This window comes from Polaribacter porphyrae (assembly GCF_002954685.1).
GTDB classification, from domain to species: Bacteria; Bacteroidota; Bacteroidia; order Flavobacteriales; family Flavobacteriaceae; genus Polaribacter; species Polaribacter porphyrae.
This window is the reverse complement of record NZ_MSCN01000001.1, coordinates 3537166-3558314: the sequence shown is the minus strand read 5'-3', so window position 1 is coordinate 3558314 and position 21149 is coordinate 3537166. Positions and strand designations below refer to the sequence as shown.

General features: G+C 30.3%; 18 protein-coding genes. 5 read left to right on the top strand and 13 right to left on the bottom strand.

Annotation, left to right across the window (positions count from 1 at the left end; all coding sequences use genetic code 11):
• Nucleotides 1–2184, bottom strand: a complete 2184-nt coding sequence (locus tag BTO18_RS15895; RefSeq protein ID WP_105017176.1) for a glutamine synthetase III family protein — start codon at nucleotides 2182–2184, stop codon at nucleotides 1–3.
• Nucleotides 2185–2350: 166 nt separating this feature from the next.
• On the opposite strand from BTO18_RS15895, the gene BTO18_RS15890 reads away from it, so the two are divergent.
• Nucleotides 2351–3373: a glutamine synthetase beta-grasp domain-containing protein gene (locus tag BTO18_RS15890; RefSeq protein WP_105017175.1), complete on the top strand. Its 1023-nt coding sequence runs from the start codon at nucleotides 2351–2353 to the stop codon at nucleotides 3371–3373.
• 87 nt (nucleotides 3374–3460) lie between these two features.
• On the opposite strand, the gene ade is transcribed toward BTO18_RS15890, so the two are convergent.
• Complete coding sequence (ade, locus tag BTO18_RS15885) at nucleotides 3461–5083, bottom strand: adenine deaminase (protein WP_105017174.1); 1623 nt, start codon at nucleotides 5081–5083, stop codon at nucleotides 3461–3463.
• A 257-nt stretch (nucleotides 5084–5340) separates the two neighbouring features.
• Between ade and BTO18_RS15880 the strand changes: the two genes are divergently transcribed.
• Both BTO18_RS15880 and BTO18_RS15875 read left to right on the top strand, forming a co-directional pair.
• Nucleotides 5341–6048 carry a peptidoglycan DD-metalloendopeptidase family protein gene (locus BTO18_RS15880; protein ID WP_105017173.1) on the top strand — a complete coding sequence of 236 codons (708 nt, stop codon included), beginning with the start codon at nucleotides 5341–5343 and terminating at the stop codon, nucleotides 6046–6048.
• A 138-nt stretch (nucleotides 6049–6186) separates the two neighbouring features.
• Nucleotides 6187–9465: an amidohydrolase family protein gene (locus BTO18_RS15875; RefSeq protein ID WP_170063295.1), complete on the top strand. Its 3279-nt coding sequence runs from the start codon at nucleotides 6187–6189 to the stop codon at nucleotides 9463–9465.
• A gap of 74 nt (nucleotides 9466–9539) precedes the next feature.
• Here BTO18_RS15875 and BTO18_RS15870 read toward each other — a convergent pair whose 3' ends face one another.
• The 5 genes from BTO18_RS15870 to BTO18_RS15850 form a co-directional block, all read right to left on the bottom strand.
• On the bottom strand, nucleotides 9540–10118 hold the full coding sequence (locus BTO18_RS15870; protein WP_105017171.1) for a 5-formyltetrahydrofolate cyclo-ligase: 579 nt from the start codon (nucleotides 10116–10118) through the stop codon (nucleotides 9540–9542).
• A gap of 10 nt (nucleotides 10119–10128) precedes the next feature.
• Nucleotides 10129–11376: an NAD(P)/FAD-dependent oxidoreductase gene (locus BTO18_RS15865; RefSeq protein ID WP_105017170.1), complete on the bottom strand. Its 1248-nt coding sequence runs from the start codon at nucleotides 11374–11376 to the stop codon at nucleotides 10129–10131.
• 191 nt (nucleotides 11377–11567) lie between these two features.
• On the bottom strand, nucleotides 11568–12578 hold the full coding sequence (locus BTO18_RS15860) for a 4-hydroxyproline epimerase (protein WP_105017169.1): 1011 nt from the start codon (nucleotides 12576–12578) through the stop codon (nucleotides 11568–11570).
• A 3-nt stretch (nucleotides 12579–12581) separates the two neighbouring features.
• Nucleotides 12582–14165, bottom strand: coding sequence for an aldehyde dehydrogenase (NADP(+)) (locus BTO18_RS15855; RefSeq protein ID WP_105017168.1), 1584 nt, complete (start codon nucleotides 14163–14165; stop codon nucleotides 12582–12584).
• A 64-nt stretch (nucleotides 14166–14229) separates the two neighbouring features.
• On the bottom strand, nucleotides 14230–15186 hold the full coding sequence (locus tag BTO18_RS15850; RefSeq protein ID WP_105017167.1) for a dihydrodipicolinate synthase family protein: 957 nt from the start codon (nucleotides 15184–15186) through the stop codon (nucleotides 14230–14232).
• A 239-nt stretch (nucleotides 15187–15425) separates the two neighbouring features.
• Between BTO18_RS15850 and BTO18_RS15845 the strand changes: the two genes are divergently transcribed.
• On the top strand, nucleotides 15426–16265 hold the full coding sequence (locus BTO18_RS15845; RefSeq protein WP_105017166.1) for an AraC family transcriptional regulator: 840 nt from the start codon (nucleotides 15426–15428) through the stop codon (nucleotides 16263–16265).
• Here BTO18_RS15845 and BTO18_RS15840 read toward each other — a convergent pair.
• Nucleotides 16260–16628 (bottom strand): MmcQ/YjbR family DNA-binding protein, encoded by a 369-nt coding sequence (locus tag BTO18_RS15840; protein WP_105017165.1) that lies wholly within the window; start codon nucleotides 16626–16628, stop codon nucleotides 16260–16262. The genes BTO18_RS15845 and BTO18_RS15840 overlap by 6 nt on opposite strands.
• Nucleotides 16629–16673: 45 nt before the next feature.
• Here BTO18_RS15840 and BTO18_RS15835 point away from each other — a divergent pair, with 45 nt between their 5' ends.
• Nucleotides 16674–17654, top strand: coding sequence for a CorA family divalent cation transporter (locus BTO18_RS15835; RefSeq protein WP_105017164.1), 981 nt, complete (start codon nucleotides 16674–16676; stop codon nucleotides 17652–17654).
• A gap of 23 nt (nucleotides 17655–17677) precedes the next feature.
• Here the strand turns inward: BTO18_RS15835 and BTO18_RS15830 are convergent, their stop codons facing one another.
• The 5 genes from BTO18_RS15830 to BTO18_RS15810 are packed head-to-tail and all read right to left on the bottom strand — an operon-like array spanning nucleotide 17678 to nucleotide 21128.
• On the bottom strand, nucleotides 17678–17905 hold the full coding sequence (locus BTO18_RS15830; protein WP_105017163.1) for a hypothetical protein: 228 nt from the start codon (nucleotides 17903–17905) through the stop codon (nucleotides 17678–17680).
• Nucleotides 17902–18843 (bottom strand): alpha/beta fold hydrolase, encoded by a 942-nt coding sequence (locus tag BTO18_RS15825; protein ID WP_105017162.1) that lies wholly within the window; start codon nucleotides 18841–18843, stop codon nucleotides 17902–17904. Before BTO18_RS15825 ends, BTO18_RS15830 begins: the two co-directional genes overlap by 4 nt.
• Nucleotides 18844–19596, bottom strand: coding sequence for a cyclase family protein (locus BTO18_RS15820; RefSeq protein ID WP_105017161.1), 753 nt, complete (start codon nucleotides 19594–19596; stop codon nucleotides 18844–18846).
• Nucleotides 19593–20726, bottom strand: a complete 1134-nt coding sequence (gene hemW / locus BTO18_RS15815; RefSeq protein ID WP_105017160.1) for a radical SAM family heme chaperone HemW — start codon at nucleotides 20724–20726, stop codon at nucleotides 19593–19595. Before hemW ends, BTO18_RS15820 begins: the two co-directional genes overlap by 4 nt.
• A gap of 36 nt (nucleotides 20727–20762) precedes the next feature.
• Complete coding sequence (locus tag BTO18_RS15810) at nucleotides 20763–21128, bottom strand: four helix bundle protein (protein ID WP_105017159.1); 366 nt, start codon at nucleotides 21126–21128, stop codon at nucleotides 20763–20765.
• Between the last annotated feature and the right edge of the window lie 21 nt (nucleotides 21129–21149).

Genomic DNA, 21149 nt, shown 5'->3' with positions numbered 1-21149 from the left:
TTATCTTGTAAACAATAACTCTCTGTATTTAGTTAATGGCCACAAATTATCATCAACCATAGTTTCTAATTTATCACAGTGGTATCTAATTTCTTCAAAAAATGGTTTTACCTTTTTGCAGTAAGCTTCCGCAGATTTTATGCCAGAGTATTTATTAGCTTTTCTACGTTCATCTATCATTTTTAAAGTCAATGCATTTATTTCTGTAATATGATTAGAAATTACCATAATCAATTCAATTTGCTCTCTTGCAATGTTTTTAAAATCGTCTCCAAAAATTTCTTTTAAGTTCTTGGTGTTTTCTAACAATGTATTTTGATAATTAATTGCTGTTGGTACAATATGATTTCTTGCTATATCACCTAAAACTCTACTCTCTATTTGAATTCGTTTTGTATACTCTTCTAAATCAATTTCATAACGTGCTTCTAGTTCAACTTTATTCAGCACGTTCATTTCTTCGAATAAAGCAACAGTGCCTTTAGCAATCTTCACTTTTAAAGCTTCTGGTGTGGTTTTATTATTACTCAAGCCACGTTTTTTTGCTTCCTTTTCCCAAGCCTCTCCATAACCATCTCCTTCAAAACGTATTTTTTTAGAATCTTTAATATATTCTCTTAATACGTTAAAGATAGCTTCATCTTTTTTTAGATTTTTATTATCTACTAAAGTATCTACCTCTATTTTAAATTCTTTTAATTGCTTGGCAACAATTGTATTCAAAACTGTCATTGGTATCGCACAGTTTGCCCAAGAACCAACAGCTCTAAATTCGAACTTATTCCCTGTAAATGCAAAAGGAGATGTTCTATTTCTATCGGTATTATCAAGTAAAATCTCTGGAATCTTACCAATAATATTCAATTTTAAATCTGTTTTCTCTTGTGGAGAAAGTTTTCCTTTTGTTACGTTTTCTAGTTCATCTAATACTTTAGAAAGTTGGCTACCAATAAATACAGATATTATTGCAGGTGGAGCTTCATTTGCACCTAATCTATGATTGTTGCTGGCTGATGCTATTGATGCTCTTAACAATTCTTCATATCTATGAACAGCTTTAATGGTATTCACGAAAAAAGTTAAGAATTGTAAATTTTTCATCGGTGTTTTACCTGGACTCAACAAATTGGTTCCGTCTGCAGTTGATAATGACCAATTATTATGCTTCCCAGAACCGTTAATAGAGGCAAAAGGTTTCTCGTGAAAAAGAACTTTAAAACGATGCTTTCTAGCAACTTTACCCATAATATCCATCAATAAAGAATTATGATCAACTGCTAAATTTGCTTCTTCAAAAATTGGTGCTAATTCAAATTGATTTGGAGCTACTTCATTATGCCTAGTTTTTAACGGAATACCTAACAACATACATTCTTGCTCTAAATCTTGCATAAAACCCATGGCTCTTGTTGGGATGCTACCAAAATAATGATCATCTAATTGTTGCCCTTTTGCAGGGATGTGTCCTAGTAAAGTTCTACCCGTTATTAAAATATCTGGTCTTGAGGTAGCTAATGCATCATCAATTAAAAAATACTCTTGCTCCCAACCCAAAGTAGCATTTACTTTAGATACATTTTTATCAAAATATTTACAAATAGCTGTTGCATGAGTATCTATAGCCTGTAAAGCTCTTAACAATGGTGTTTTATTATCTAAAGCTTCACCTGTATAAGCCACAAAAATTGTTGGAATACACAAAGTAGTATCATATACAAAAGCAGGTGATGTTGGATCCCAAGCAGTATAACCTCTGGCCTCAAAAGTATTTCTAATGCCCCCATTAGGAAAACTTGAAGCATCTGGCTCTTGTTGTACAAGTTGCTCACCATCAAATTTTTCCATTGCTAAACTACCATTTATAGATTCAAAAAAAGCATCATGTTTTTCTGCTGTTGCTCCTGTAAGTGGCTGAAACCAATGTGTATAATGAGTTGCTCCTTTAGAAATTGCCCAATCTTTCATACTTACTGCAACTTGATCCGCTATTTTGCGATCAATTTTGGTTCCTTTTTCAATAGCATTCATTACACTTTCGTAAGCAGCTCTTGTTAAATACTGCTGCATAGCGTGTTTATTAAAAACATGTTGCCCAAAAAGAGACGATCTTTTTACATTTTCTTTAACCTTTATAGGTTCTCTTTGCAATGTTTCCTTTAAAGCTTCAAATCTAATTGTTGCCATAATAATGAATTTTTGATTGATTTTTTATTTTTTCAACAAATATACCCTATAAAAATTAGGGATAAAATTATTTTTGTTTGATTATTAAATTTTAACCCCTCATTTTTTTGATATGTAACTAAAATATTTGATTTTTGCGTAATTAACATCACAATAATTATTTATTATGGCAAAAATTAAATTAGAATACATTTGGTTGGATGGATATTTTCCAACTCAAAACATGAGAAGCAAGACTAAAGTAGAAGAGCATGAAAACTTCCAAGGAACGATAGAAGAGCTAGGGATGTGGTCTTTTGATGGTTCATCTACTAAACAAGCTTCAGGAGGTTCTTCTGACTGCTTACTAAAACCAGTTGCTATCTATCCAGATCCTGCAAGAATAAACGGTTATTTAGTAATGACAGAAGTTTTAAACGCAGACGGAACTCCACACGTTTCTAATGGTAGAGCTACTATAGAAGATGAAGACAATGATTTTTGGTTTGGTTTTGAGCAAGAATATTTTATTATGGATACTAAAACTCAATTACCTTTAGGTTTCCCTATTGGTGGTTATCCTGCTCCACAAGGTATGTATTACTGTTCTGTTGGTGGTAAAAATACTCATGGTAGATTGTTAGTTGAGAAGCACGCTGATTTATGTATTGATGCTGGTTTAAATTTTGAAGGGATAAATCAAGAAGTTGCTTCTGGACAGTGGGAATTTCAATTGTTTGCAAAAGGAGCAAAACAAGCAGGAGATGAAATTTGGATTGCACGTTATTTACTAGATAGATTAACAGAGCAATATGGTTACTATATTGATTATCATCCAAAACCATTAGGTAAAGATATGGATTGGAATGGATCTGGTATGCACGCTAATTTCTCTAACACAACCTTAAGAACTTGTGGTTCTCAAGAAGTTTATGAGAAAATATGTGAAGCTTTTAGACCTGTTGTAAAAGAGCATATTGCTGTTTATGGTGAATTTAATGACCAACGTTTAACTGGTGACCATGAAACTGCTTCTATTAATGATTTCTCTTATGGGGTTTCAGATAGAGGAGCTTCTATTCGTATTCCAATTATTACTGTAGAGAAAGGTTGGAAAGGTTGGCTAGAAGATAGAAGACCAGCTTCTAATGGTGATCCTTATAAAATTGCTGGTAGAATTATTAAAACAGTAAAATCAGCTGACTTATAATATAGTGAGATTTTGAATATATAAAAACTCCAAAAGCATTGTGTTTTTGGAGTTTTTTTTATTTTCAATTAACTTTTAAAACTAAAACTACTTTATCTCTAAAGAAGTAAATTTAAATGAATTTCCATCAAATAAACCTTTATCAGAGAGTTTTAAAGATGGAATTACTAATAGTGCCATAAAAGACAAACTCATATAAGGTGCTTTTAAAGTGCTACCCATTTCTTTTGCCATTTTATCTAATTCAGCATAAGCTTTCCCAATTTCTTTGGCTGGTTTATCAGACATAATTCCTGCTACTGGTAAAGGCACAATTTTTTCTTTGGATGCATTTACTGCACAAACTCCTCCTCTATTTTCGATGATTAAATTAACTGCTTTACAAATCATTTCATCAGAAATACCAACAGCAATAATATTATGAGAATCATGACCAACTGAACTTGCTATTGCACCTTCTTTTAATCCAAAATTTTTGATGAATGCAATAGCAGGTTCACTATTTTGATAACGGTTTACAACTGTCATTTTTAAAACATCTGTTTCTGTATTAGAAACTAAATTACCATCAACTATTAAAGAATCTGCTTCAATTTTATTGGTTACTAATTCTCCATCTAAAACCTCAATTACATTTATTTTTTCTGATGATGAATAAAATTCAAAATCTGAAATCTTCTTTTTATTAGTATTAAAATTATTTAGCACTTCAAAATCAACTGATTTTACAAAACTCTTTCCATTTTTTGCAACCAATTCTCCATTAATATAGGTTTCCAAAACGTTGAATTTCTTTAAATTATCAACAACTATAAAATCAGCAAAATCTTCTTTTTGTAATAAACCCACTTCCAGATTATAATGTTTAACAGGATTTACACAAGCTGCTTGCAACACTTTAAAAACATCAATTCCTTTAGCGACTGCTCTTTCACATAACTGGTTAATATGACCTAACAACAAATCATCTGGGTGTTTGTCATCAGAACAAAACATCATATTTTCAAAATGTTCTGACAATAAATCAATTAAAGCTTCAAAGTTTTTTGCAGCAGAACCTTCTCTGATAATTACTTTCATTCCTTTTTGTAATTTTTCTAAAGCTTCATCATAGGTAAAACATTCATGATCTGTAGAAATTCCTGCTGAAATATATTTGGTAATATCATCACCTATTAAACCTGGAGCATGACCATCTATGGGCTTGTTATTATTTTTAGCATGCTGAATCTTTTTTAAAACCTCTTCATCATCAAACAAAACACCTGGATAATTCATCATTTCTGCTAGATATTTAATATCTGGATTTTCCATCATCAACTTAATATCTTCAGCATCAATAATTGCTCCTGCACTTTCAAAAGAAGTTGCTGGCACACAACTTGGTGCACCAAAATTGAATTTTAATGGAACTTTCTTTCCATTTTCAATCATAAAATCGACACCTTTTACACCTAAAACATTGGCTATTTCATGAGGATCAGAAATAGTTGCTACAGTTCCGTGAATTACTGCAATTTTAGCAAATTCTGATGGCATCAACATTGAACTTTCTATGTGAATATGTGCATCTACAAAACCAGGTAAAATATAGTTTTCTATTGTATGATTTGCTTCTCTAACTTCTAGAATTTTATCATTTTCTACAACAACTTCTCCTTTAAAAATTCTTTTATTTTGTATATCAACAATTTTTCCTTGTACTATCATTTTTAATGCTTTTACACAAAACTACAAATAATAAAAAGTGTTGACTCTAATATTGATTTAAAATAATCACCAAGTATTCGCGAATAAAATTTATAAGAATTATTTAAAGATGAATACCTTTTCAACTTTTTGTAGAAACCTACTTTACAACTCTTAAAATAAGATTTTCAGTTACACTTCGTTTCTATTCGAAATGACAGAAAATTTAATTTAAGATTTTCCTATTAAATTCCAATTCAATTATTTTATTTTTGAATATGGATAAAAAGACACATTTCAATAAATTTAAAACTTGGGCTACAAATCAAAATTTTTCTTTGGTTGATTTATTCCCAACAATTCAAAGAAAAGACATTTATCCAATTGATTTGAGTATTAATAATACCACTGTAAGAACTGAAGCTGAATTTAATAATCCTCATTTTTTCAGTAAACAATTGCATAAAATTCAAAAGAAAAATCCCACTAAAATTATTTCTGGAGGTTATTTAGAAAAACGTGCTTTATATACTTCTGATTTATACCATTCAGAAATATCAACAGAAAAAAGAAATATACATTTAGGATTAGATTTCTGGCTCCCAGAAAACACACCAATACATGCAATTTTTGATGGCGAAATTATTTGTGCTATTCATCAAAAAGAATTAAAAGGTTATGGTGGTTTCGTCATTTTAAGACATCAAGAAAATAATATTACTTTTTATACTCTATATGGTCATTTATCAGAAAAAAGTATTGAAAAATATGTGGTTGGAAATAAAATCAATAAAAAAGAACAAATAGGTGTTTTAGGAAATTATGAAGAAAATGGAGAATGGGTTCCGCATTTACATTTTCAAATAATGTTGTCTTTATTAGATTATAAAAATGATTTTCCTGGAGTTGTTTTAGAAAGTGAAATCGATTTTTGGAAAATGATTTGTCCTAATCCTAATTTGTTATTTAAGCTTTCTTTATCCTAAAAATATTAGACAAAGATTTCACTAATTTACACGGATTATATAGTAGCCAAATAAGAAATTCTCTTATCTGTGAAAATCTATATAATACGTGTCAAAAGAAAATCTTACATTTATAACATATAATTCTCAATAAAATACATGATGTCTAAAAAACTAGTTGTACTATTTATATTCTTTATTTCAATACAAATCAACTCACAAGAAAAAAAAGAAAAACCAAAAAAATGGGATGTCAATAAACCTCATGAAACTTGGTTATACAACTCATTTCAATTGAATACAGATGAAGGAACTTGGATGAATTTAGATGTTTCTCCTGATGGAAAAACCATCGTTTTTGATTTGTTAGGTAATATTTACAAAATGTCTATTTCTGGTGGAACAACTACTGTTTTACGTTCAGGTCTGGCTTATGAAGTGCAACCTAGGTTTAGCCCAAATGGAAAATATATTTCTTTTACCAGTGATGCTGAAGGTGGTAATAATATTTGGGTGATGACTGCTGATGGAAAAAATGCTAAATCCATCACTAAAGAAAAAATGAGATTGTTAAACAATGCTGTTTGGACACCAGATGGAAAATCTTTAGTAGCAAGAAAACATTATACTTCACAAAGATCTGTTGGTGCAGGAGAAATGTGGCAATATCCACTTTCTGGAGCTGCTGGTTTGCGATTAACCAAAAGAAAAAATGATCAACAAGATGTAAATGATCCTTCAATTTCTGCTGATGGAAAGTATTTGTATTATGCAGAAGATATGTATCCAGGAGGATTTTTTCAATATAATAAAGACCCAAACAAACAAATTTATGTCATCAATCAATATAATTTTGAAACTGGAAAAACAGAACGAATTACTGGTGGTCCAGGAGGAGCTGCAAGACCTGTAATTTCTAGAGATGGTAAATTATTGGCATTTGTAAAACGTGTAAGAACAAAATCGGTTTTATACATTCACGAGTTAGAAACTGGGAAAGAATATCCCATTTATGAGAACTTAAGCAAAGACCAAAGTGAAGCTTGGGCTGTTTTTGGAGTGTATCCTCATTTTGCTTGGATGCCAGACAGCAAAGACATTATTATTTGGGCGCAAGGAAAAATCAATAGAATTAATGTTGATACAAAGCAAATTCAAAATATTCCTTTTCAAATAAATCAAGAAATCAAATTAGCAAAAACCCATCGTGTAAAACGTAAAGTTTTTGAGGAAACATTTACGTCTAAAATGATTAAAAATGCGCAAACTTCCCCTAACGATTCCACAATCATTTTTACATCTTTAGGACATATTTATAAGAAAAAATTGCCTAATGGCACTCCTCAAAGAATTACAACATTATCAGATTTTGAAGCTGAACCTAGTTTTTCTTCGGATGGAAAATCTCTCATATTTGTTACTTGGAATGATGAAAATTTAGGTGCGATTTATAAGGTAAATTTAGATGGAACTGGTTTGACAAAAATCACCAAAGAAAAAGGAATTTATAGAACTCCTACTTTTAATAGTGATGATTCAAAAATTGTCTACAGAAAAGAATCTGGTAATGGAGACCAAGGTTTTGATTACACCAAAAAAACTGGAATTTATTTAGCTAACGCTGATGGAACAAACGCAAAAAGAGTTTCTAAAACTGGAGAATTCCCAACTTTTTCTGCTGATGATTCTCGTATTTTCTTTCAAACAGGAGGTTCGTTTTTTGGTGGTTTAACTAAAAAACTGAAAAGTGTCGATTTAAATGGAAAGGAAGAACGCAGTCATTTTTCATCTAAATTAGCGAATCGATTAGTGCCTAGTAATGACAATAAATTCATAGCATTTATTCACTTACACAAACTATTTGTAGCGCCATTTGTAATGAATGGAAGTGAAATCAATTTAGACCAAAACACAAAATCTTTTAAAGTTGAAAGTTTGTCTAAAAATGCAGGAATCAATTTACATTGGGCTGCAAACAACCAAAAAGTACATTGGACTTTAGGAGATGAATATCACTCTAAATCAATTGTAAATAATACTACAGATCCTTTTGCTAAAACGAATTTAGCGAAAGAAGAAACAGCTGGAATTAAAATTAATCTAAAAACAAAATCTGATATTCCTGAAGGTAGAATTGCTTTTAAAAATGCAAGGATTATTACCATGAAAGGCAATGAAGTAATTGAAGATGGTACTATTGTCATCAACAAAAATAAGATTGAAAAAATTGGAAGAACCAGAGATATTACTATTCCATCTAATGCCAAAGTCTATAAAATGAATGGCAAAACTATTATGCCTGGTTTGGTTGATGTTCATGCACATGTTGGTGCTTTCAGAAGTGGTTTAAGTACGCAAAAACACTGGCAGTTTTATGCAAATTTAGCTTTTGGAGTTACTACCTCTCATGATCCTTCAGTTCATACAGCAGCAGCATTTACCCTAGAAGAATTGCAAAGAAGTGGGCATTTAGTAGGCCCAAGAATGTTTTCTACAGGATTTATTTTATATGGTGCAGAAGGCGATTTTAAAGCGGTTGTAAACAATTTAGATGATGCACGTTTTGCAATTGCAAGAACAAAAGCTTTTGGGGCAAAGTCGATTAAAAGTTACAATCAACCTAGAAGAGAACAGCGTCAACAAATTATGCAAGCTGCAAGAGAATTGAGTGTAAATGTAGTGCCAGAAGGTGGTTCTAATTTCTACTCAAATATGTCTATGATTTTTGATGGACATACAGGAATTGAGCATAATATTCCTGTAAATCCTGTTTATAAAGATGTGTTATCACTTTGGAAAAACAGTAAAACTGGTTATACTCCTACGCTTATTGTAAATTATGGAGGAATGAATGGCGAGTTTGAATGGTATCAAAAAATGAATGTTTGGGAAAACAAAACTTTACTAAAATACACACCAAGATATGTGGTTGATACACGTTCTAGACACAGAACCATGGTGCCTGAAGAAGAATATAAAAACGGCCATATTTTAACTTCTGAAACTGTGACAGCATTAGCCAAAGAAGGTGTAAAAGTGAATTTAGGTGCTCATGGACAATTGCAAGGTTTAGGCGCACATTGGGAATTGTGGATGTTGCAACAAGGTGGTTTATCCAATCACGAAACTTTAAAGGCTGCTACCATAAATGGAGCAGATTATATTGGTGCAGCTGATGAAATTGGTTCTTTAGAAAAAGGGAAATTAGCAGATTTAATTATCTTGGATAAAAATCCTTTAGAAAACATAAAAAACTCAAATTCGGTAATTTATACAATGATTAACGGACGTTTATATGATGTAGACACAATGAATGAAATTGGAAATTACGATAAAAAAAGAAGTAAGTTCTATTTTGAAATGGATGGTTACAATCAAGGAGTGCCTGTAAATTTAAAAACAAATAGTTTTTTAACTCCAAATTGTAGTTGTCATTAGTAGGTAATATGTCATTCCCTTGAAAAAGGTTATCCATATTAAGAATTATCCAAACAATTAAAATAGATTCCCAATCAAGTTGGGAATGACAGCTTACTTAATAATAAACTTGGATAAATCACATCATCCAAAGCAACATCAAATTCATTAATATCAGAAATTTTTGAAATAGGTTTAAAGAAATTTAAACCTATTTTTTTGCAATCTTTTCTACAGTTGGCTAAAAATCGATCGTAAAAACCTTTTCCATAACCTACTCTGTAGTGTTTTTCATCAGAAATTAAAAGTGGTACAAAAACCAAATCTAAAGCTTTTTCTAAAGCTTTTTTGGCGTTTTTAGGTTCTGGAATTCCGTATTTGTTGAGTGCTATTTCTGTGTCCTTTCCTAAATAAAAATGGGTTAATGTATTTTTTGAAAAATCGCTTTTTGAAACTACAATTCTTTTGTTTTGACTTCTAAAATAATCGATAATAGGTTGTGTATCGATTTCTTTAAACTTTTCTAACGTCAAGAACAAATGAACTGTTTTGATTTGAGAAATATCCAAATCATAGATTTGTTGGTAGATATTTTCTTGCAACTTTTGAATTTCTTCAAAAGTTAAATCGTTTCGCTTTTGTTTGTAAATTTTTCTTAATTCTGATTTTAGCATCAATTCAAAATTAAGAAAAACGATCGACTGCAAAAGGGTACATATTCAAGGAATATTTTTTATCAGAAATAATTTCTGAAACCAGTTTACCTGTTGCTGGTCCTAAACTCCAACCCATCATTGCATGACCAGTTGCAAAAGTTACGTTTTTGCACTTGGAAGATTTTCCAATATATGGCAATCCATCAGGAGAAAGAGGACGCAATCCACATTGTGCAGCTTCTTTTTCTTTGGATTCAATTTTTAAATTGTGATAGTATTTTTCAGCAGCATTTGCAATTGCTTGTACTCTATTTTTATTAATTTTATGATTTATACCTCCAATTTCCATAGTTCCTGCAAAACGTGTAAATCCATCCATAGGTGTTACAGCTACTTTTGCTTCCATTAAAATAGCAGGAATCTTAATATTGGTCTCTTTTTGCACGTTAATACTGTATCCTTTTCCTGCTTGAATTGTAATTTTAATTCCCAGTTTTTTAGCAAAATTTTGAGACCAAGCACCTGTTGCAATTACAAATTCATCTGATTTTATAGCTAAATTTGTGGTTTTAATTGAAGTTACTTTATTGTCAGAAATATGTACATCAATAACTTCTTCGTTTCCTAAAATACTGACTCCATTTTGCTTTAAATAGACTTTTAATTGCTCCATAAAATTGTTGGGAGTCATGTGTGCATCAGAATGATAATACACAGCTCCTTTTACATCTAAACCTGAGTTTGGTTCTAACTTTTGTACTTGTTCTTTAGATAAATTTTCAACTTTTAAGCCTTCTGTAATCGCTCTTTGCCCTACTTTCCACTCTTCTTCTCCAGCTTTTTCAGTTTGATAACACATTAATAAACCTTTGTGTTGATGAAAAAAATCAAATTCTTGAGAACTTTTCATTTCTTGATACAATTCCCTACTCAACAAATTAATGTCTTTAATAACAGGAATTGCTTTTTCCACTTTTTGGGATGTGGCCGATCTTTTAAAAGCTAAACTCCATTTTAAGAAATCGTAATTCAATCGTGGTTTTACATAAAAAGGACTTGAAGAATTGAACATCCATTTAATACCTTTATTAATCATTCCTGGAGCTGCTAAAGAAATAATATGACTGGGTGTAATATAACCAGCGTTTACATAAGATGCTCCAGAAGAATAATCAGACTTATCTATAACTGTAACTTTATGCCCTTCTTTTTGTAAATAATACGCAGAGCATAACCCTATAATTCCACCACCAATGATGATAACACTTTTTGCCATTTAAAAGTTTACTTTTTTAATATTTCTTTTTTTGATAAAATTATGTCAATTCGAAAGGATTTTACGATTGAAATGAATAGAAATTGTATCAAGAATAAGAATTTTACATTTTAAAATAGTTCTCGATATAATTTTTCGTTCCTCAAAATCACTCGAACTAACACTCTGTTTTTTATTTCTGAATCCAATCCTTAAATCACAGAAAACCCATAAGCATAAGGATCATCTTCAGTATCAATAGTTATTGTGTTTTGTCCAAAAATTTTTGCCCAACCTTTAATACTTGGTACAATTGCTTTTTGATTTCCAATAAAAGTTTCCTTTTCAACTTTACCTATAAAAGTACTCCCTATAAAACTTTCATGAATAAATTCTTGTCCAACTTTTAGTTTACCTTTTGCGTATAATTGTGCCAATCTTGCTGATGTTCCTGTTCCACAAGGACTTCTATCAATAGCTTTATCTCCATAAAAAACGGCATTTCTACCATCTGAATTTGAATGAATAGTATCTCCTGTCCACAACAAATGGGTTATGTTTTTAATCGATTCATTTTCTGGATGCACAAATTTGTTTGGATATTTCTCATTAATTCTTTCTCTAATAATCTGTGAATATTGAATGATTTTTGCTGCTGTAAAATCTTGAATTCCACTAAAATTTTTCTGTGGATCTACAATTGCATAAAAATTTCCTCCATAAGCAATATCAAAAGTAAGTTCACCTAATTCAGGGCAATTTACTTTTAAGTTTTCTGCTGCTAAATAGCTTTTTACGTTAGTCAATTTTACCCATTCTACTTTATTATTTTTTTCAGAATATTCTATTTCAACTAAACCTGCAGGTGCTTCCATTTTTATTTTTCCTGATACTTTTGGTTGCACTAAACCTTCTTCGATAGCAATCGTAATTGTACCAATTGTTCCATGTCCACACATAGGTAAACAACCCGAAGTTTCTAGAAATAAAATGGCAAAATCATTCTCTGAATTGTGAGGTGGATATAAAATTGAACCACTCATCATATCATGACCTCTAGGTTCAAACATCAAACCTTTTCTGATCCAATCGTATTCTTTTAAGAAATGTAAACGTTTTTCATTCATGGTTTTTCCAGTCAATTCTGGGCCACCTTTTTTAATGACTCTTACTGGATTACCACACGTATGTGCATCAATACAAACAAATGTATGTTTATTCATTTTTTAGATTTCATCTTTTGTTCTTATTCCATCAATAGTTCTAAAAATATCTAAAGGATTTTCGTTTTGTAATTCTTGTGGCAGTAAAGAATTTGGCCAATCTTGATAACTAAAAGGGCGTACCCAACGTTTTATAGAATTGACACCAACTGCTGTAAATCTACTATCTGTGGATGCTGGATAAGGACCTCCGTGAACCATAGATTCGCAAACTTCTACTCCTGTTGGAACTCCGTTAAAAATAATTCTTCCTACTCTATTTTGTAGTGCAGCAATTATAGATTGATAACTGCTAATTTCATTATCATCAGAAATTATAGTTCCTGTTAATTGCCCTTCTAAATTAGAAATTACGGTTTGTAATTCTTCTTCATTTTCACATTGTACTACCATAGAAAATGGTCCAAAAACTTCTAAATGTAAGGTTGAATTCTCTAGAAAATCTTTTCCACCAACAGTAACAACTGCTTGTTGTGCGTAATTTTTATGTACGTCTGAAGTGTAATTTGCTTCCACAGAAACATTGTCTTGAGCAACTACTTTTTCTTTGTTTTTTTCATATCCTTTTTTGATGTTGGGATGCAACATACAAGATGGACTTATCTTCTCAATTTCATCAGATAAATTATTGATGAAACTGGTTAAATCATCACTTTTAATTCCTAATAATAAACCTGGATTTGTACAAAACTGACCTGTACCTAAAGTGATAGAACTTGCATAGGTTTTTGCAATTTCTTGATGTCTGTTTTCTAGCGCTTTTGGTAAAATAACCACAGGATTTATACTTCCCATTTCTGCAAATACAGGAATTGGTTCTTCTCTTTTCGCAGCTAAATCTAATAAAGCTCTACCTCCTTTTATACTTCCTGTAAAACCAACTGCTTTTACTTTTTGATTAGAAACTAATTGTTGCCCAACTTCGATACCGCTTGAATTTAAATTAGAAAAAACGCCATTTGGCATTCCTGTTTTTTCGGCTGCTTTTACTATTGCTGATGCTACCAATTCTCCTGTACCTGAATGCATAGGGTGCGATTTTACAATTACAGGACAACCTGAAGCTAAAGCTGCTGCTGTATCTCCACCTGCTGTAGAATACGCTAAAGGAAAATTACTTGCTCCAAAAACCACAACTGGTCCTAATGGAATTAGCATTTTTCTGATATCTGATTTTGGTTGTGGTTCTCTTTCTGGCTGTGCAAAATCTATGGTTGCTTCTACCCAAGAACCTTCTGCAACTAAATTTGCAAAACCTCTTAACTGCCCAATTGTTCTACCTCTTTCTCCTTTTGCTCTTCCTTCTGGTAAACCTGTTTCTGAACAATAAGTTTCTATTAATTCGTTATCTAATGCTAAAATTTCATCAGCTATTGTGTTTAGAAATTCGGCTTTTTTTACTCCTGAAATGATTCTAAATTCCTCAAAAGCTTGTGAAGCTAAATTAACAGCCTCTTGAATTTCTTCTGATGTTGCTTCAGTAAAAGTTGTATCGTTTTCTTCATTCAATTCTGGATTGAACGTTTTGTATGTTTTGTTTCCTTTGGCTGATAATTGATTGCCTATGTAGTTTTTTCCTGTAATCATTATTACTTATTTTTAAAATATTTTTTTTCAAATTTACTAGTTTGTATGCTACTTTTTTGATGGATTAACTTATTAAGTCCAGCACTTTAAGTCTCTCTTTTGCCAAAATATATCTTGCATGGACATCATCAATTTGCTGTTGAGTTAATTTTTTACCAAAGGTGCGCAGCCCTCCAGCAACATCATTATGATGAATTCCCATTGCAAACTTTAGATATTCCAAAAGCAATGGCTGAGCATCTAGATATGATAAAGAATTTAAAGCCTGTGAAATTTTATTTGCCTTATTCCATTCTCCATTTACAACATATTCCTGCATGGTAACACTTGCTTTTGGAAAAATACAACCAACACCTGTAATTCCTCCACATGCACCTGCAAGTCCTGCATGAACAGTTACTGTATCTACTCCAGCTAAAATTTTTAAATCTTTATTTTCTAATATCAATGTTTCAATAATTGATACATCTATAGTCGATATTTTAAGAGCAGTTACTTTAGGCAGAACAGAAAGCCTTAAAAGAAGGTCAGTTGAAAGCGCATGATAACCAGCTGCATCAGGATTGTTATAAGGCATAATTGTTACACCTACTTCTTTTGCAGTTGCTTCAGAAAGTGCATAGTACTCATACATTTCTTTATCAGAAGGAATAGCCTTTGTTTTTGGTGGCATAACCATTATTGTATTCACTCCAACTTTTACAAGACCTTCAATGATTTTAGAAAGTTCTTCCTTGGTTTCTGCTGAAGCTCCACTTATTAATGGAACATTGTATTCTTGAGCAACTTCAGAAAGGGATTTAAGTAATAAAAGACGCTGTTTGGTGCTTAAGTAACTATTCTCACCCAAAGTACCAGAACCAACAAGTCCACTCATGCTGCTTCCACCCTTTCCTTGAGTTTTTAAAATACCTGCAGCTTGTTTTTGTGTCTCATCAAAATCAATTTCTAAAGTACCAGATTTTGATTCTTTTAGCCATGTAAACACTGCTGGCATTACTCCATCCCAATTGCATTTCATTTTAATCTAATTTATTTGATATAAAATTATGAATCCTTACTCTTTTAAAATAGGTGGAAATTATTCATTTTTAATATTATATTATCCATTATTGTATACATATAATTAATTTTGAATATTTTTGTATTATATATAAATTAAGAATCTTTTGAGTAAATGAAAAGTGTTTTTAGTTTATAAATTAGTTCTCGATACAATTTTTCGTACCTCAAAATCACTCGAACTGACATTTAAAAAAAGTGAAAGTATATCCTTTTAAAATACCAAAACCAGAAAACAATGCATTGATTTATCAAGAAGACATAGAACTTATTTTTTATGATAAATTACATCAACATGATGAAATTCAAATAAGTTTTATTGAAAAAGGAAATGGTACTTTACTAATGGGTGATAGCATTTTTAGCTACGAAAAAAATGATATTTTCGTTATTGGAAGCAATTTGCCTCATGCTTTTAAGAGTGATAAAAATGTTGCTACAAACTCTAAAATGTTAAGTCTCTTTTTTACGGAGACTTCTTTTGGGGATGATTTTTTTAAGTTGAGTGAGTTTACTGAGCTCGACCGATTTTTTAAAAAATCTTACCAAGGTTTGATTGTTCAAAACAAGAAGAAAGAAATTATAGAAATCTTTAAAAAACTTAAAAATGCTACAAAATTAGAACGTTTTATTTTGTTTTTAGAGATTTTAAAATTGATTTCTAAAGCGAATACAAAACCTCTTTCTAATTTTATTTACACCAAACAATACTCTGATTTGGAGGGAAAAAAGATGCGAAATGTATTCGATTTTACGATTGAAAATGCGCATCAAACTATTTATTTAAAAGATGTTGCTAACGTTGCTAATATGACAAAAAATGCCTTTTGTAAATATTTTAAAAGAAGAACCAACAAGACTTATATTAGTTTTTTAACTGAACTACGCATTGAAAATGCGTGTAAATTGATACAAACTAAAGAAGAAATATCTATTGCTGAAATTGCTTATAAGGTTGGTTTTCAAAATATATCCAATTTCAACAGGAAATTTAAAGAGCTAAAAAAAATTACTCCTTTAAAATACAAAAATCTATAACTCTTCCAATTCTCTTTGTGCTTTTTTAGTCAAACCACTTACCACCAAATCGTAAGAATGATTGATAAGTTCTCTAACTAAATCATCTGAAACATCACTTGTGTTTATAGTGATTGTATTCCAGTGTTTTTTACTCATATGAAAACCAGGATTGATGCCTTCATATTCTCCACGTAATTCTTCCGATTTTTCAGGATCACATTTTAAGTTGATACTCTCTTCTCCTCTTTCCCATCTATCTAAACCAGATAATGCAAACATTTTATTCATCACTTTAAAAACCAGAGTAACATCATCAAAAGGAAAATGTTCTGTAACACCTTTTTTGGTAATGCAAAAATCTCGTAATTGCTCAATATTCATTTTTAAAAAGTATCTTTATAAACCAAATCTACAATTAATTTTAATATGGAAAAGGAATTTCTAGAACGTACTTCGTTGATTACCTATTCTGCTGAAAATTATCAGAAAAATGATTATGATACTATTTCTGAAATCATTTTAACTAACAAAACGCAAACTATTGAATGGTTGAACACATATGGAAATAAATTCACAGAAATTTTTAAAACCATAGTTTCTAACAACAAGTTAGATGATTTCTTGATGAAATTATTTATGAATCAAGAGCATTCTAACAAAGTAATTTTATTAGATGATTTGGTTTTTATTTCTACTCGTGTTTTAATTACTAAAAGTGAAGTTTTAGATTCTGAACAAATGCTTTTTGTAGTTTCTTCTAGTTATTTGTGGAGTATTCAAGAAAAAGATGGTGATTATTTTGATTGGATTCGCGAGCGTTTGGAAGGTAATAAGGGAATTGTGAGACGTAAAAAAACAGATTATTTACTGTTTTTACTATTAGAATCTATAGTAGATAATTACCAAGAAACGTATCAAAGAAATGCTGAATTAAGTGCTGACAAATTAAATTCCACGCAAATAAAACCAACTCCAGAATTTACATCATTAGTAGAAAAACGCAAGCAAGAATTATTCAATTTTAAAAAAGCAACATTAAGTTTACGAGATACAATCATTAAATTAGAAAAAATAGAAATTGATAATTTTGATGTGAAATATTTTAGCGAGTTAAAAGAACAAACCAACAATTTAATTTCTAATATCGATTTTGAATTACAAGAATTAGAGAGTAAAATTAACTTGATTTTTAGCATTCAAGGTCATCGTTTAAATGAGGTGATGAAAACCTTGACCATTCTTTCTGTCATTTTTATTCCCCTTACTTTTTTAGCTGGAATCTATGGTATGAATTTCGAAAATATACCCGAGCTAAAATTTAAATATGGCTATTTTATTTTATTAGGGATTATGATTTTAATAACTATTATTTCTGTTTGGTATTTTAAACGTAAGAAATGGTTTTGAAGTTAGTAGTTGGTTGATAGTTTTTAGTCCTTGGTTTTAATTAAATAATATAGAAACATTAGAATTCCCAGTGTTCCAAAAAGTAGTAAAAACCAACCACCAATTTTTATTAATATGTAATATCCTATTGCATAAGTTGAATTAGCTTTTTCTAATTTTTGTAAAAGTCCATCAAATAAAGGTGATTTATCAAATAGAAAATAAATTCCTAAAGCTGTCAAAGAGTAAAAAAGAAGTTTCCAATTTTTCATTTCTTTAAAAACTCAAGTAACAATTGTAAACTCTCTTCAGGATTCTCTTCCATGGGTACATGACCCGAATTTTCTAAAACTACCAGTTTCGAATTTTGCATTACACTATCCATTCGTATTCCATTATCTAAAGGAATCCAACTATCTTGTGCTCCCCAAAGTAATAATGTTAGTGTTTTTACACTTTTTAACTTTTCTAAATTTGCTTTTGAACCCATTTTAAAATCCATTCTAGCTCTATCAATAAACGCTTGTCTGTTACCTACTCTTAAAGCCATTTTATGATACCTATTTATTAAATCATCTGTTATTTTAGAATCGTCTGCATACACTTCTTTCATATTCTTTTTAATGAAAAACTTTGGTGTTACATACAAAAACAAATCACTTAAAATTGGAGTTTTCGCCATTTTAAAAACGGCAGGTTGTGGTTTATTTGTGGGCAAACCACTTGCATCTACTAAAATGAGTTTTTCAACTTTATTAGGATATTCTGCTGCATAATTCCAGGCAATGTTTCCTCCTAAAGAGTTTCCTGCCAAATGGAATTTATCCACTTTTACTTTCTCTAAAAATTGATGTAAAAAATTCGTATAGCTTTTTATAGAATAATCAGCAGTTGTATTTGGTCCTGTAAGTCCGAATGCAGGCAAATCCATTCTAATAATTCTATTGGTTTTTGTGAGTTCAGTTGTCCAAGCATCCCAAGTGTGTAAAGAAGATGCAGTACCGTGAATTAAAATAATAGGAAAACCTTTTCCTTCATCTCTATAATGCACTTGCATACCGTCAATTTCTATAAATTTAGAATACTTATTTGCATATTCCATTTTTAAATCTTCCACAGAAATATCAGAATATACAACACTTTTTATCAATAAAATTAAGACTATTAAAATTGCATAAAAAGTATATTTTTTTTTGGAAGTTTTACTCATCTAATCTTTGATAATTTTATACAAAACAGGTTTACTTGGTGTTGCATCATTCTCGAAAGGTGCAATCATTAAATTCAATAAATATTCACCATCTTCTATATCATTAGGTACATAAATAAACTCTGTTATTGTAGCATCCATTCGTATTTCTCCAGCTGTATTCCAAAAAGCATTGTGTGATAACAATTTGCCATCATCCTTTTCTTTATCAACTGAAGGTAAATCAATTAATAAATGTTTAATTCCTTTTTCTCTTAAATAAATGGCGGCTTTTTCAGATAGATAAGTAGGATTAGTGTTAGAATATCTCATACTCTTTTTATCCTCTAAATTAGGTAACGTACGAATTACAATAGCATCACGTTTCTTATTTCGCAAAGCTGTTCTCAATTGTTTTACCCCAATCAAAAAATCGCCATTATGAAACAAAGGAGCTATAGTAACCACTTCTGCTAAAAAAATAAAATATTTCAAATTTTGATTTACAGAATGTACTTCTTTAGTAATATGACCCACACATTCTGTGTGCGTTATGTGAGAATGAGGATTAAAACTGATGTTATTGAAATTAACTACAGCTCCATTAGCAACACTAATTTCATAGCCATCTTGTGTTTCTGCAGATATTTTCGGGTCGTCTATATACCAAGCATTTACATTCTCTTTTGATGTGTCAATTGGAATAGAAATATCAATTGGATTCGAAATATCTACTTCTATTTTTCTTGAATTATATTCTATTGTTACTTTCAATTTAAGTTCAGTTTAAATAAGTCAGAGGCAATCCCATCAGAAAGAAATTTACCTTTTTTTGTGGTTTTTAAAATATCGTTTTCAATATACAATAATTCTTTTTCAATAAACTTTTTAGATTGCATCTTTAAGTATTTGGCATAATTTTCGCCAAAATCATTTTTAATTTTTATAAGCGAAACTCCCCAAATTGTGCGCAAACCTGTCATTACATATTCATTATATCTGTCTGTAATAGACAAGGTTTCTCTTTGAATTGGTAATTCGTTTTGGTTTATTTTTTTGATGTAAATAGCATTATTTTGCACATTCCAACTGCGTTGTTCTCCATCAAAAGAATGTGCTGCTGGGCCAATACCTAAATATGATTTTCCTAACCAATAAGAAGAATTGTTTTTACTAAAAAAGCCTTCTTTACCAAAATTAGACAATTCGTAATGAATAAAACCTGCTTTGTTTAATTCTTCTGTTAGAATTACAAATTGTTCTTCAGCTTTGTCATCATCTACATTTTTGATGATTCCTTTTCTGATAAAGCTTTCTAAAGCAGTTTCTGGTTCTACAGTTAATGCGTAACTCGAAATATGTGGCACTCCAAAACTCAAAGCAGTTTGGATATTTTCTCTCCATTGTTCATTCGTACAATCTGGAATTCCGTAAATTAAATCCACAGAAATATTATTAAAATATTGAGTTGCAATTTCTAAACATTTTTTAGCTTCTGATGAATTGTGAGCTCTGTTCATCAACTTTAAATCGTACTCAAAAAAAGATTGAATTCCAATACTTAATCTATTAATTGGTGATTTTGAAAGCTCAATAATTTTTTCTTCTGATAAATCATCAGGATTTGCTTCTAACGTAATTTCAGGATTATCTATTACTTTAAAATTATTATAAACTGCATCAATTAACTTTTGAATTTCTGAAGTTGATAATATAGATGGTGTTCCTCCTCCAAAATAAATAGTTTCTATAACATTAATTTCAATTTCATTTTTTCTTAATTCAATTTCTTTTACCAAACAATTTAACAACTCATCTTTCTTTTTTAATGATGTTGAGAAATAGAAGTTACAATAATAACAAGCTTGTTTGCAAAATGGTATGTGAATGTAAATTCCTGACAAAATAGTTTTCAGTTTACAGTTTCAGTTGGCAATTTGTTACTTTACACCAAATTTACTAGAGTTATTAATCATGTAATTTATCAATCTACCTACATCTAAATTGTCTTTTCGTAAATCTTCAAATTTTAGTTTGTCAATATATTTACATTCTAAAGCAAATAATAACCAAGTATAAGTTTCTGAATTTTCGGCATCAGAGTCACTTAATTTACTTACAAAATGTTTTGGATATTGCCTTTTTCTATAAGCTTCAGAAATATTAGCAGAAACACTTCTAGAAGATCTTCTTATTTGATCTGTAAGAGAATATTTTTCTTCTTTTGGAAAACTTTTTGAAACTTCAAAAATTTTCATTGCCAAAGAAAATGATTTTTTAAATGCTAATAAATCTGTGAAACTCATAATTATTATTTTTTGAAAACT

Bases quoted from the DNA above. Each gene is read 5' to 3' on its own strand.
- BTO18_RS15840 (WP_105017165.1), bottom strand. From the start codon at position 16,628: ATGAATATTGAGCAATTACGAGATTTTTGCATTACCAAAAAAGGTGTT.
- BTO18_RS15825 (WP_105017162.1), bottom strand. From the start codon at position 18,843: ATGAGTAAAACTTCCAAAAAAAAATATACTTTTTATGCAATTTTAATA.
- ade (WP_105017174.1), bottom strand. From the start codon at position 5,083: ATGATAGTACAAGGAAAAATTGTTGATATACAAAATAAAAGAATTTTT.
- BTO18_RS15875 (WP_170063295.1), top strand. From the start codon at position 6,187: ATGATGTCTAAAAAACTAGTTGTACTATTTATATTCTTTATTTCAATA.
- BTO18_RS15895 (WP_105017176.1), bottom strand. From the start codon at position 2,184: ATGGCAACAATTAGATTTGAAGCTTTAAAGGAAACATTGCAAAGAGAA.
- BTO18_RS15865 (WP_105017170.1), bottom strand. From the start codon at position 11,376: ATGGCAAAAAGTGTTATCATCATTGGTGGTGGAATTATAGGGTTATGC.
- BTO18_RS15870 (WP_105017171.1), bottom strand. From the start codon at position 10,118: ATGCTAAAATCAGAATTAAGAAAAATTTACAAACAAAAGCGAAACGAT.
- BTO18_RS15830 (WP_105017163.1), bottom strand. From the start codon at position 17,905: ATGAAAAATTGGAAACTTCTTTTTTACTCTTTGACAGCTTTAGGAATT.
- BTO18_RS15810 (WP_105017159.1), bottom strand. From the start codon at position 21,128: ATGAGTTTCACAGATTTATTAGCATTTAAAAAATCATTTTCTTTGGCA.
- BTO18_RS15890 (WP_105017175.1), top strand. From the start codon at position 2,351: ATGGCAAAAATTAAATTAGAATACATTTGGTTGGATGGATATTTTCCA.
- BTO18_RS15850 (WP_105017167.1), bottom strand. From the start codon at position 15,186: ATGAAATGCAATTGGGATGGAGTAATGCCAGCAGTGTTTACATGGCTA.
- BTO18_RS15855 (WP_105017168.1), bottom strand. From the start codon at position 14,165: ATGATTACAGGAAAAAACTACATAGGCAATCAATTATCAGCCAAAGGA.
- BTO18_RS15835 (WP_105017164.1), top strand. From the start codon at position 16,674: ATGGAAAAGGAATTTCTAGAACGTACTTCGTTGATTACCTATTCTGCT.
- BTO18_RS15860 (WP_105017169.1), bottom strand. From the start codon at position 12,578: ATGAATAAACATACATTTGTTTGTATTGATGCACATACGTGTGGTAAT.
- BTO18_RS15880 (WP_105017173.1), top strand. From the start codon at position 5,341: ATGGATAAAAAGACACATTTCAATAAATTTAAAACTTGGGCTACAAAT.